This is a genomic window from Paenibacillus maysiensis (genome assembly GCF_000520815.1).
In the GTDB taxonomy this organism is placed as follows: domain Bacteria; phylum Bacillota; class Bacilli; order Paenibacillales; family Paenibacillaceae; genus Paenibacillus; species Paenibacillus maysiensis.
This window is the reverse complement of the sequence record NZ_ASRY01000316.1, coordinates 1-13,628: the sequence shown is the minus strand read 5'-3', so window position 1 is coordinate 13,628 and position 13,628 is coordinate 1. Positions and strand designations below refer to the sequence as shown.

Here is a 13,628-nt window from a genome sequence, read left to right as displayed (position 1 = left end):
AATCAACGTTGAACCTGAACCACCAAATGGATCAAACACAATATCACCAAGCTTACTGGAATTTTTAATTGGATAGCTAATCAGGGGAATCGGCTTCATCGTCGGATGATATTCATTCCGAAAGGGACGATCAAATTGCCATAATGTCGTTTGCTTTCGATCACTATTCCAGTAGTGTCCACTTGTCGGCTTCCAACCATATAATACGGGTTCGTGCATCCAGTGATAATCAGCATGTCCCATTACCATTGCTTGCTTTGCCCATATACAACATTGAGACAGTTTGAATCCAGCTTCAATAAATGCCTTCCTAAAATTCAAACCTTCACTATCTGCGTGGAACACATAGATGCTTGCTCCATCATCTGCTACTTCATACATTCGAGTATAAGCAGCCAATAGGAAATCATAAAACTGGTCATTGCCCATTTTATCGTTTTCAATTTTCAATGCATCCTTCGTTTTACCTGTGTAGTCCACATTGTAGGGCGGATCAGTTACAATGAGTTGTGCCTTCTTGCCATCCATCAACGTTGCAATATCCTGCGGGTTAGTCGAGTCACCGCATATGAGCCTATTCTTTCCAAGTAGCCAAATATCACCTTTATGAGTGACCGGATGTTCAGCTAATGCTTCTTCTACATTAAAATCATCTTCCTCATCTACGGATTCTTCGTGTAATGTATCCAATAGACACTCACACTCACTCATATCAAATCCAGTTAGAGAAAGATCATAATCAGCTAGTTTTAATTCTTCTAGTTCCTGCGCTAACAATTCAAAATTCCAATCCGCATACTCAGCCGTTTTGTTATCAGCGATTCTGAAGGCTTTGACCTGTTCAGGAGTTAAATCATCCACCAGTATCGTTGGAACTTGCTTTAATCCAAGCTTCTTAGCTGCTAACAGCCGAGTATGACCTGCTATGATTTCATGATTACTGTCTATTAGAATGGGATTCTTAAATCCATAATTCTGAATACTCGTTGCTACATAATCTATAGCTTTCTCATTATTTCTGGCGTTTTTTATGTACGGAATTAACGTTTCTACGCTTACGAATTTGATTTCCAATCCACTTGATCCCCCTTTCTAAACTCGTTTTTAAAAAGACTGCGACCCAAATCCAGGTATAAAACACACCAATTGCAGTAACAAATCGTAATATTTCTATGATTATTGCTTGTAACATTAATAGCATTCATATTTCTCCTCTCTAAATAAAAAAAGAACCCTAGCCAATAGCCAGAATTCCCGTGTAGCCTAATTTGTAATTGTAAATCTGCTCATTGTGTCACGTGACACATTTCAACTTTGAAGGTTCAAGTCCTCAATTCGTGTAGTTTAAAATTTTGCAAATAATAGTCCAATTCAGCAAGATTAATTTGAATATGTAAATTGAAAATTTTTAAGTGGTAATCCTAGTCAATAACATGATTCTGATTATGTATATAATATTTGCTGAATGTATAAATAATCTATTTGTGGGATAGGGGAAACTCTCCAAATATTTTCCTTCGTTTCGCTTGAGCTGCACTTCGGACAAATATTTGCTGCCGCCGTTTCCCCTCCCACACCCAACCCCTTTGCGGCTCATTAAGTTCACTTTTCGTAATTCCAATCATCCTTAACTCTAAAATTTACGTATTCAATCCCATCGTAGCCTCTCTACGGGCTGACAAGCCCATTCTATAAATTCATCTACAAACATGTTTCCTATTCTCCATCAGCTTGTTTCCAATTTTATAACGCCAGATTCCTATCTTCGCTCTAATTTCTCCAGTATAATAGCTGATTTTTAAAAGCTGTTTCCATGTTTCCAGTTTTGAGCACTCCTGATCACATATACACTCCTCACCAGCGCATAGTATTCGATCAAATATTTTTATATGTATTTCTCTCAAGAGTTAAAAAAACAGGAAACATGGAAACAAACTCATTATTCTCTATGTAAATAAAGCATTTTTCCGTTTCCAATTGTATTCAAAACAGAAAACGGATAGGAAACAAATGTATCAAATAGGAAACGTTATATTTTGATACCAAACCAAAAGGGAACTGAGCTGCCACTTATTGTTCTGGCTTTCCTCTGATACACCTTATCCTTAAGTTTTCCTTTGATATGCTTATTAAATTTAATCGTCGTTTCAGGTTTAAATCCACCTTGTTTACACCATGCAGAATACATCGCATATAACCTTTTGCATTCGATTCGGCTTTCATGTTGTTTTGAAGCTTCACTTTCGATTTGACATTCTTCATCTATGAACAGCATAATGACATCCGATTCCATTTGATACGTTTTAATTTGATCCTTAATCGTTTGTGAATACGAAAATCCACCTTGTTGTTCGAGTCGTCTCAAGCCCTCAAGTGCATAATTTAATAGTGTCGATAAAGCAGATGGAGTCGTCAGTTTATGAATTAATTTCGTATCCTTTTGTTGATCCGTAAATTTACGATTAAAAGGAAACACCATCAGCCTTCTAAAAAATCCATCACTGTTGTCATTACTTTTTGGCAATTCATTCGCACTGAACAACAATTTACAAAACGGCTCAAAGTTAAAGGGATCTTTCCCCTTTTTCTCGGCATTTAACCCTTCACCACTGGCAAGTACCTTGAGGTTCCCCGTAGAGTTCAATGCATCCGCAGGGATATCTGTAAAGCAATTCAGCACTTTTCCATAAAGTTCAGCAATTTTAAACCTTGATCTGTCTCCTTCTAAATCTTGAATTTTAACTTTGGATATATTCGCTTTGCCTATCATCGCTTCAATCGTTTTAATCAATACCGATTTCCCGTTGCTTCCCGTACCTGTGAATAAAAATATTTTTTCATACTCCAAGGTAGGAATCAGAAAATAGCCGATCATTTCAAACAATGTTGCATGCGTATCCTGTTCCAGTACAGATTCGATAAACTGAAGCATGACAGGGTCATTGGCCGTAGGATCATATAGGACAGGAAATTGAATAGTGCTCCGTCTATCAGGCGTATGCTCCCTTAACTCTCCCGTTTTCCAATTCAACAAACCGTTTTTCACATTAATATAGTCGTCCAACAGATTCATTTGGGTTCCTGCAATATAACTTTGGGCCTCTATGTAATAACGTGCTTCCTTAATCCGACTATGGCGAAATTCATTATCCAGCAGGGTAACGGATAATTGCTCCAGGTGACGCTCACCATCATTGACATATACGCCCTGATCATACCGATACAAAAACGTACCATCAAAAAAACATTTCATATGCTGATCTATAATATCTTTACCGTACCAGATAGGCTGGAATTTCTTCTGATTCCCATTCATCTCAAAGTATTTCCTATAGTTAGGCTCAATCGAAGGCGGATTCTCCTCTGCCGACTTTTCGTCACCTTTGAACACATCTGAAATATCCAAATAAAATATAGGCTTAGAATTACTTTGACTCCGGTAATACTCTTCCTCGTGAGCTAACCAATCTATATATTGTTGGGCAATCCACTCTTGGTATTCAGGATCATTCGCTTTCCGTTCTTCCTCTGCAATCCGTTGTTCAAGTTCCCAATTCTCAAAAAACGCGATCTCCTTCTTGAAATACGCTCGTTCCGAATCGGTCATATATTTTTCGTCCGTATATGTCCACCACGTTTTGCCACCGTTATACGAAAACTCTAATTCATATGGAGAATATTCAAACTGTATCCGATATTGCTTATCCACATCTTCCTTGGTAATCGGCTTCCACATACCATCTATCCAAGCTTCTACTTGTTTGCTATTGCTATTTTTTCGTACATCCACCCGTTTTCCGTTAATGGTGAATTGGTCAGTATAATACTTGTGTTTATCATCGTGCTTCTCTAAAGCTGTTGTCATATTGTTATGATCCCCCTTATTAATAGATGTTATCGACTACCTGTTTAAATTCGTTATATTGTTCCATGGCCTTCCTCAATGGAGGTGAATCCTTGAATATAAATACTTTCCGATTGGAATCCTTTAAATCTACTTTTTCATCCATTTTATGAAACCGATTAAACATCAACCATCCTGCCATCCGAGACTGGGTAATGACAATGGTATGGCTTTCCATATTTGACCTCCTCATCTAAATAAGTGATTGGAATGTGAAAGGTAAATCTCTTCCACATCCCTCTCTACCGGCTGACAAGCCGCATAGGTTAGCTTGAAGCACCCTTTTAACAGATGTCACCCAAGCGCCAGTGTTAACAGGCGCCTATCATGACAGACCTATGATTTAATTTAGTCGATATGGACTATCGCCTTAAAGCTTGATTTCGTGACTTTCTCGATAGATAAAAATTCAATTGCTGTACCATCAAAATCAAAGAAGGATAACCCCTCATCTCGACGAATGACCTGATCCCTCGGAATGATACATTTCACTATACCCTGCTCATCAACAATATGAACATATCCATACTCGACCACCTGAATCCGTAATTTCTTGCCCAATACCTGATCAGCTATCGACTGCGATTCTTCCTGAGACTTTTTCAAGGTGCTGAAGCCGATCAAGTAATTTCTCAATGTTCGTCTTGTACTTTTCTCGTCCAGCATAGAAGGCGTATTACTAGTTTGTACTACGGTTTCCCGTTCAGCTTCATAGCCAATAAAGAATTGTCCCATAATCTCAAATAATGAATACACACCATCCCGTACATGGAATGGAAACTCCAGATCATCTATTGTTGCCATGCCAGTGTGCACGGTAAGCTTCTTACCTTCTACATTACGATTCGTAAGCCGGTTCACTCTTCGTACTTCTCTCTTCAAAATATTTTCATGCAGCTTTAGATTTTCCAGTAGTCCATCTACATTTAGCCATGCAAAGGAGTACGTTCTGTAGGATTGATATGCGATTTCCACAGCAACACTGGCAAGTATCGAAGGATAAGGACAGATCTCTTCACACCGAGTTTTGTATTCCTCTCTTAACTTGGCGTATTCTGCGCTAATTGCTTTGCGGGTATCATTATCCCGTTCCCATTTTTTCAGTTCATTCAATTGCATCAAGCGATAATCGATTGGTTTTTTCTGCTCGTTGTATTCTTTATACAGCGGTTCAATACGAGCTATATAGTTCAGAAACTTCGGCTGGCTAACCTTCCTCATATCCTGTAACAGTTGTCTCGTACTCTCGATGCTGAAAATAGACTGATCCAATTTCCCGTCTTTCATTTTGAACTTGTCATCTATGTACTTCTCAGCATCAACGCAAAACTGGTTAAACGGTGATTTCGTCGAGTACTGATAATCATCCGCTTTGCCACCATTCACAAAACGGAAGAAATACGGCATCTGAATAGCCAGACGATCCAACACATATGGAATCTCTACTTCCAACCCATTTTTCGTAGCATCAATAATTTGACCTTGGAGAAATTTTAAAACTGAGTTTTCCAAAACACGTGCTTGAAGATTCCCCTCTTCCAAAGCCAGATTCTGAAAATAGGTGTTTACGTTCGTACATCTACCCGTCAGGTTATGTAGACTCTTCAATTCCATCTTGATGATACTATCCATATTATTCGGTACAGGAGCAGCTACTTTTTTATCATCCTCATTGATAATGGTAGGAGCATCGATCACTGCTGAGAGTATGGTGGGATCGTTGGTACAGAGAGCCGTGTCCCCATCCACATCTCCTAGTCCAAGTCTTGCTAGTGTTAAATCACAACAGTTCAGAACAATCACGTTGTCCAAATGACACATATATCGGTTATGTACTTGTACAAAATCTTGCTTACCGACTTCATTAAATATCGTTAACGGTGAACGGAACAGAGCATGCATTCCACATTTCCGATTCATAAAGGCTTGGTTCTTCTTCAATACACCTGTTACTGGTTTTCCGCTGGCATGCTCCATAAACGCAATCGGATCATTGGTTAGATAAAAGTAGCTACCTCGAATCGGGATGCGACCTTTCAACATATCCTGTACTTTCAACATGGCTTGCTTCACGATGAATTTGCGGACATTACCGTCATACAACATCAGTTCATTCAAATCGATGGCTTGGATGATTTCATTTATAAATTGTTTCTTTTGACCCTGTTCTATTTCGTTTTCCTGTTCGTCGGGTTCTTCATCTACATCTTTGGATTCATCGTCTTCTTGGACTAGCATATGTAGGAACGCTTTCGTGTACGCGATATCTCGAAGCCACTTTCCATGGATGTCATTCTTTTGTCCATGTAGGACACGTTTGATGACATCCATTAGAGGCGTAGCTAATTGAAATAAATCGTTCAGTGTAAGATTTAGCGCATGAATATATTGGTATGTCAGTGGTGTGTAGGCGTTCACCTGGTATGCTGGCTTCGCATAATTGGCGACCCAAAAATTGTTATGGTTATGTACTTTCAGCAATGCTTCATATTCCGTTATATTTTCAAACAAACACTTGGGCTTTGCTTGTTCCTCACTGTATTGATGCCATGCTTTGAAGCAGGATTTGGTGAGGATGAGATCAATAGGACGACCCTGTTTGTCGATGACAGGCTGTAATTCACCAAAAACATCCTTTATCTCGGTCACGTTGTTTTCCTTGAACCATTTTATCAAATCAAAACGGATAAAATTACCTTTGATATATGGTAGTCTTCCCTGAACTGCATTTGGTGTATAGGATAGGTTCAGGTGTTGTCCAATACGCTCGGCAAACTGGAAGCTCATTAAACCTTGACCATCAAAAAACTGAACATTCTTATTTTCATACTGTGGATACTCTACTCGCTTAAATCCGATGGACTCTTCGTTGATCACGATGATTGGGATTTCTTCTGTCTGCTCGATGGAATAACAAGAGTGTAATTCTTCATACATAACCGAACGAGCAGGGAAAGGGATCTCTTCTAGCTTTACACGACGATTTACTTTATTCCACCCATTGAAGGTTTTGAAATCTGATTGGTCAGGAACAGACTTTGTACGACCATTCCAAGGGATTACTTTGTTCGGTATACGTTCTAACTTATGTAAATGTTCCTTTGATGGTTTCAATACTTTCTTTGCTTTGAAATATTCACGTTGCTTCGTCTTTTCATCAAATATCAACTTCTGTTGCTCCGAATCCTCAACACACTTTTCCACTTTCCATACATCCTCGATGATTGTTTCCTTTTCATAATCGGGAATGACGACAATACGTGGAATGTACTGTACTGGCTGTGCTGCCGAACGACTCACACCTAGAGCTGCTTCCCACTTGTGGATGTTGGTGAGTGGTGGCATTTTACCGAGTGTAATGTGTCGATACAGATCAGCAGCATACTTTTCTTGGATAAATTCTGTTCGCTGTGTACGTCCCATCGCAGGTGACTTGATCGAACGGACATACTTCCTTCCATTATAGTAGATGCCTTCTCGTAACATACGTTCAAACAATACAAGTTGGGCTGGATCATCTTCGTCAATTTGGTCGGCTTTGAGCATAAAGATTACGTCGGGAGCATCAGCGAAAGGATCACGTTCTGCTACGACTCGCTTGAGTTGATCGAGATAGATGCTGTTGGATACGGTGATGGTACGAGTGCTGGATTGTGGAGCACAAAGTTGGTCGCCTAAAATGGTGATCTCGTTGAAGTGGAACAGTTTGATTTGGTATTGATTGCGTGATGGATTACTGGACAAATTTTAGCCTCCTGTTTAATGGTTTGAGTGATATAGTTGTGAACGTTCCATCTTATGTCTGAGCAATAAACAGAAACAAATGTTCGTATTTATTATATAGAATATACGTTCCTATTTCAAGAGTTGAAATAAGATATTAGCTTATTAGAAATGAAAGTTCAAAACAATCGTAAAATCATAAGGTTTTTAAATTACACTTCTGAAAACTAATCTCGCATTATATGGTTTCCCATCCGATAAAACGTGAAGAGCATGATAAAAAGCCCAGCATCTGTTGCTGGACCTTGTACTTGGGTATTAAATTTAGCAGAAACTAAGACCACTCTATTTTCACCTATACAGGATTTAGGATGATCAAACTGCTGACCTCATTAATGCTGGTTAAGTGATAAGGCTTTGTACATTAAAATATTAGGGAGCATGGCTGGCTCTAAGCTTGAGGATGTAACGTATACAGAGACAAAAAATAATCAGAAATTAATCTTCAAATAAAAATATTGGTTTTTTCATATAATATGGTAATTAAATTTCAAACTTAATAATACTTGTTTAATCGATAGTTATTATCTTATAACCCATAAAGTACTTTCGTCTCTTTAATCATATTTAAAGTTTTCCAAAGATAGAATAGCCCTTTCGTACAACTCGTCAAATGTAATTATTTCTGGGCTAGTAATATTAGATCTAAAAACTTCAAAAGACGATAATTTGTCCTCGTTAATTCCGTTACTGGTCATAAACTCACCGAGACTACCAACAATTAAATAAGATCGCGGATTAAAATTGTATATGATTTCTCCAGTAGGATCACCTTCAGATGAAGTGATTTCTATTTTACTTTCTATTTTTTTGAAAGAAAGTTGAACATATTTCTGAATTTGTGAAATTCCACCTGCAACTTCTTCCGATATAGACCAACAGCCTCTACGATATTGATTACTCAGTAATTTTGTCTTATGATTCTTAATTTCAACAAAGCATAAAGAACTTATCAATCCTCTTGTCTTCATTAATGCATCTACTCTTTTTCCGTATTTATTAAAAGAATAACCAGATATTACTTGTTCAAGTTTCTTATTGTCTAATGATGTTGTAAATATACAATTGAGACTATGCCCAAATATCCATTTGTTGTGTTCAAAAAAATCTTCCCAAACTGCCTCAGTATTGTGAAATTCTTTCTTTTTTTCTGTAAAATATGCTTCATCATTTAATAATCTCCCAAAAATATCGAGTTGTTCTTTTTTATATCCTAGTGACCTAATGTCTTCTTTTGAAAGATTGCTATCTAAGTAAGCATTAAATAAGTCTCGTGTATCTTCAAGCAAATAAAATTCTTTTCTTAGTTTCATTAGAATATTTTTAAAAGCGTATATAAAATGGGAAGATTGAGGGTATATATCTAATAACGAAATGAAATCTGACATAATTCCATCAAAAGAATCTTCATGTTTTCTTTTATAAGCATTAGGATCGCTTTCCGTTAAATATCCCTCTGATAACGCATCTATAAGTGAATATTTGAACAACGGTTCACTAGTTTCAAAAAAGTTGTTAATACTAATCTCATCTATTTTTTTTGTTATACTTGTTACACCTAACACGTAACAATTAAAATAACCTAACAGATCATTTATTCTTCTAGGTAATCCTTTAATAATATCATCGTATATGACTAGTACATTTAGAGTATTGGGTAAATCAGTAGTATAGTTCCCATTTTTAAAGAATTTTTGACTTGTTGTTACGATTATCTGAGAACTTCCGATATTAAAAGGAAATTCAGAAATGGTTCCCTCAGGAAAGAACTGTATCAATCTTGATAACATTTGTTTTGATAAATCAACTCTATCATAAATAAATATTACTTTATCAATAATATGTCTCTCCAAAAAATATCTTGCTACTGCCATACATACCATAGATTTTCCTGTACCTGTGGCCATTGAAATTAAGAACTTCTTCTTCCCTTGCCTGTATCCTTCAATAACAGAATCAACAGCTTTTACTTGGTAATCTCTTAATGCCATTAAAAAATCATCAGATTCAAAAAACATACAACACCCCAAATATAGACTTCTTTACCTTTAGAAGATATTTTATTGGATACTTCGCTATCTTTCAAATATTTATTATTGAAGTTTTGGAAGGATTTACGATGCTGTTTCTTCATTATTAAAAGATAGTAATTCAACATTGGCATCAGAAAGCAATTGATACAAGCTTGAGATATTCACATTGAATTGTTCAACAGTCTTCAGCTCCCTAAAGCGCATTATTTCTCTTGAGTTGCTGAAAGTAAAAAAGATTTCCTGCTTCGCTCTAGATAATGCTACAAAAAATGCACATAAATCGGCATCTTCTTGATTTTTAAAACTCCAAAATGCATCATCCTCTAAGCCAAGAAAAAAAACAGTGTGATATTCTAAGCCTTTACTTTTATGAATAGTCATAATCGGTATGCTATACTCCCCTAAAAATTCTAGAACAGCTTCGTACCAATTAAAATGTTTCAAATATGCTTCTGCTAATTTCTGTGCCCCCTTATCTATTACATCTCTAAAGTAAGTTTCTTTTAGATATTTAGGATAAGAACTACGTATTTTATCAATACCGACAAACCCCAAAATTGACTGAAACAAGGTTGAGGTAAATGCTAATATCTCAACTTCCTTTAAGTGTCTTACTTCAATTTCCATTTTTATTCCAACTATAAAACTTTGTAACTGCCTTTCTAGCTCTACTAACTCCTCAAGATCAACAGCAGGATCATAACCATTAAGATAAATCATTAAATTCATTACTCGTTGCCAAGAATTTGGGGATTGCTCACAGGAAATTAACCTCATGAAATCAATAACAATTTCAATGCATTCCTCACCTAATAATTCTTGATATTCTTTTTCGATTCTAGAATGAATATTTACATTTTCTAGCTCCTGCATTAGTGCTTTTGCGTAAATATGTTCTTGTTGCTTGACAAGTATACAAATATCACGAGGACGTATGTTTTGATTAGAAATCTTCATTGATATCTCTGAAGCAATATGCATTGCCTCAGATAAATGGTTTGGAAAGCTCCATACCTGACAGATACCATCTTGGTCTTCCCATTTATCTGAACTTGTGACAATTGGAGCTCCTTGTCTCATTGAACTAGCCAAAACATTTTGAATTTCAACTAGTTTAGGTGCCGATCGGTGATTTAAACTCAAATGGTATTCCGTTGCTTTAAATTCCACTAAAAACTGATCAAATGAATTATCCATAGCATTAGCCCAACCCATAATTCGTTGTTTGTCATCCCCCACTGCTGTTAGAATGCTATCTGAACCTTTAAATGCTATTTTAAGCAAGTCATATTGATGATAAGTTGTATCTTGAAATTCATCTAAAAAAACATAACTATAGGTGCTTTGCAGGGCTTTTTTTATAGCCAAATTATCCTTAATAATATACTCAGCAAGCCTTGAAAGCATAGGAAAAGTAATAGAACTTTTCAAGGTATTCTTACCGTTTACTAGAATATGCCAGAGTCTCCTTCTAATCCAATTATAAATGTCAGTATCATCTTCAGATAATGGTAGTGAATCACTTGTCAAATGTTTAAATAACACATCAAAATTTATATCAAACTGCCAATTGGGGTTTGTTGGATGACGTTCAGTTAAAAAACCTTCGACTATATTTCTAACTTCTCTAGTTGTAAATATTATCTCGTAATCCTTCGGTGGCCTTATAGCAGCATCTATAGAAAGTCTGAATCTATCAACTAATGATTTTGAAAATGAGTCAAATGTTCTTGACTCGAATCGTTTTGATAATTCAGGACCACACCTTTTCTCAACTCTTTTCCTAAGGTTATCGGCGGCATCTACTTTAAAACTTATTGCCAAAATTTTTTGAGGTTCTTTACAGAGACCTGTTTGTAATAAGTAACAAGCTCGTTGGGCTAACAATTCCGTCTTGCCCGCACCAGAACCAGCAATGATAACAGAGTTTAATTGACTTCTTATCGCTGTGTCAGCAATAGGCTCTAAAATCATACCATCAACGGGTCTCCATAAATTCTCGCTAAGATATTGTGTCATTGCTCCTCCTTAAGATTTAGTAGTAGTCTAATTCTTATAACTAATTCTTTTAAAGATTGAGGGCAATTTGCCTTAAAATCATCATCACCAATTTTTAGTAAAGCCTCTATATGTGTACTCGGCTTTCCTCTTCCTAAAAATAGAGTGTTATACCATACCATTAGTTCATGTTGATCCTCAGTATAAGTAAATCCTGTACTTTTTTCACTTTTAAGTGTAGCCTGTATACCTTTTTCAATTTTTAATTTATATTCATCATGTTTATTGATTTTATCTGGGAATCTTGGGCCTAATGGTACAGTACTTTTATACGCATCAGGAAAAGATTCCAGCATCAAAAAATCTAAGTCAAGTGGGGCAGAAAAAAATACATTATATGCTTCCCCTTTTAATCGCGGTATCCAAAGATCGTCAATATTCTTAGCAAGCGGAGAATCAAGCGGACGTTTATGGAATTTATTAATCTCCTCATCCGTGTACTGATATGGCTTTTCGTCTCTATATACTGTTAGGAGCTTACTTTTATCCTTTTGGTTAAATAATAATTGTTTTAAAGCGTACTTAACTCTTCCCCAACCGCCACCATCACGTTCGCGATCCAGATCTAGCAAAGTGATATGAGGAATCGATAGCTGGTTAAGAAGTCTCCACATGTGATTTACATACCTACCGCCCAAAGGAACGATTGATATTCCTTCATCGTCTGCATATATCCCATTGACCTTTAATATTTTTGGTAAGACAATCTCTTCAGTATCCCCTTCACCAAGGATAACTAACTTTGAAAAATATAACTCAGGATAAGCTTGTATAGCTTCTTTAATATAAGTGAAAGCCTCACTTTGACGATCGGGCAAGGTGATTTTATTTACTAAAGAGCTTCCATTGGCTTCATCTATTCTAAAATGGAATATTTCTTCTGGTTGAACTCTCTTGATAATTGAAGGGCTGTGAGAGGATAATAGAACCTGTGCATTCTCTCGTCTAGATATTTTGTTCAAATTATCCATCACGCGGCCCAGTAAATGAGGAGACATATGATTTTCGGGCTCCTCAACAGCTAGTATGGTCAAAGCAGCCGAACGTTGAACTGTTATTTGTTGCTCTACTTCCAATAAAGATGATACGAGCGATATGTAGAATAAAGAACGTAAACCATCTCCAAGTTTATCTATAGAGTAGCTCCCCTCCTCCTGTGTAGGAGAGAATTGAACTTCAATTTTTTTTAAAATTGATGAAAGAGTAGTACTATTAAATTCTAGAATTGCATCTTGGTACCTAAAATCACGATGATATTTCTTCCATTCTTCACGTACTATTCCCTTTATCTCTTCCACTCCAGAAATTCCACTAAATAATGCATTAACTGGCTCCATCTTTATTTTTAATTGCTGGTCAATATCCTCGGGCCATTTTATATTACTTAATATTCTCCAAAGTATAGTGCCGGATGCATTTTTCAACTGACTAAGAGGTTCTCTTACAGCCGGAACATATAACATTTGTATCACTGAACGCTGATGGGGTGAAACTGCTACAAATGCTTCATCTGTTTCTTTAGAATCCTCTTCCGGTATAATGATGAAATGTAATTTTTGCTCTATTTCTCCTTCTGGGGTGTTACTTGGTGTCCATTTCCCCGAAAGTCTCATTCTTATATATGGAGCCCCCCCAGGTGATTTAACAACTAATTGATTAAAAAAAGGTGGGACGCTCGTCTTACTTTCTTCGCTTTTGGGATTCATTAATTCTGGAAACTCAATCATCACTTCAATTGAGAGTTTCATTTCTTGTAAATTTTGCGGACTGACAGATGGAGGTACATGAAAATCACTTTTCATAAGGAGTCTTTCACTGGATTGTCAACAGTAAATCAGACAATTTTTTTA

General features: G+C 36.5%; 7 protein-coding genes. All 7 read right to left on the bottom strand.

Annotation, left to right across the window (positions count from 1 at the left end):
* Positions 1–1,074: DNA modification methylase (locus tag L696_RS0125315; RefSeq protein ID WP_025686113.1), on the bottom strand; the 1,074-nt coding region annotated here is incomplete at its 3' end.
* 955 nt (positions 1,075–2,029) lie between these two features.
* The gene (locus tag L696_RS0125310; protein ID WP_025686112.1) at positions 2,030–3,865 is read right to left on the bottom strand and encodes a DNA primase family protein; all 1,836 of its coding nucleotides are present in this window, start codon (positions 3,863–3,865) and stop codon (positions 2,030–2,032) included.
* 19 nt (positions 3,866–3,884) lie between these two features.
* Positions 3,885–4,082 carry a DUF5659 domain-containing protein gene (locus L696_RS0125305; RefSeq protein ID WP_025686111.1) on the bottom strand — a complete coding sequence of 66 codons (198 nt, stop codon included), beginning with the start codon at positions 4,080–4,082 and terminating at the stop codon, positions 3,885–3,887.
* Between the two features lie 170 nt (positions 4,083–4,252).
* Positions 4,253–7,648, bottom strand: coding sequence for an RNA dependent RNA polymerase (locus L696_RS0125300; protein ID WP_025686110.1), 3,396 nt, complete (start codon positions 7,646–7,648; stop codon positions 4,253–4,255).
* A gap of 596 nt (positions 7,649–8,244) precedes the next feature.
* Complete coding sequence (locus L696_RS0125295) at positions 8,245–9,705, bottom strand: Shedu anti-phage system protein SduA domain-containing protein (protein WP_025686109.1); 1,461 nt, start codon at positions 9,703–9,705, stop codon at positions 8,245–8,247.
* A gap of 96 nt (positions 9,706–9,801) precedes the next feature.
* Positions 9,802–11,739: a UvrD-helicase domain-containing protein gene (locus L696_RS0125290; protein ID WP_025686108.1), complete on the bottom strand. Its 1,938-nt coding sequence runs from the start codon at positions 11,737–11,739 to the stop codon at positions 9,802–9,804.
* Positions 11,736–13,580: an ATP-dependent nuclease gene (locus L696_RS0125285; RefSeq protein ID WP_025686107.1), complete on the bottom strand. Its 1,845-nt coding sequence runs from the start codon at positions 13,578–13,580 to the stop codon at positions 11,736–11,738. Before L696_RS0125285 ends, L696_RS0125290 begins: the two co-directional genes overlap by 4 nt.
* Positions 13,581–13,628 lie beyond the last annotated feature (48 nt).

What these genes read in the sequence shown, in the direction of transcription:
- L696_RS0125310 (WP_025686112.1), bottom strand. Translation starts at nt 3,865, where the DNA reads ATGACAACAGCTTTAGAGAAGCACGATGATAAACACAAGTATTATACT.
- L696_RS0125295 (WP_025686109.1), bottom strand. Translation starts at nt 9,705, where the DNA reads ATGTTTTTTGAATCTGATGATTTTTTAATGGCATTAAGAGATTACCAA.
- L696_RS0125290 (WP_025686108.1), bottom strand. Translation starts at nt 11,739, where the DNA reads ATGACACAATATCTTAGCGAGAATTTATGGAGACCCGTTGATGGTATG.
- L696_RS0125285 (WP_025686107.1), bottom strand. Translation starts at nt 13,580, where the DNA reads ATGAAAAGTGATTTTCATGTACCTCCATCTGTCAGTCCGCAAAATTTA.
- L696_RS0125305 (WP_025686111.1), bottom strand. Translation starts at nt 4,082, where the DNA reads ATGGAAAGCCATACCATTGTCATTACCCAGTCTCGGATGGCAGGATGG.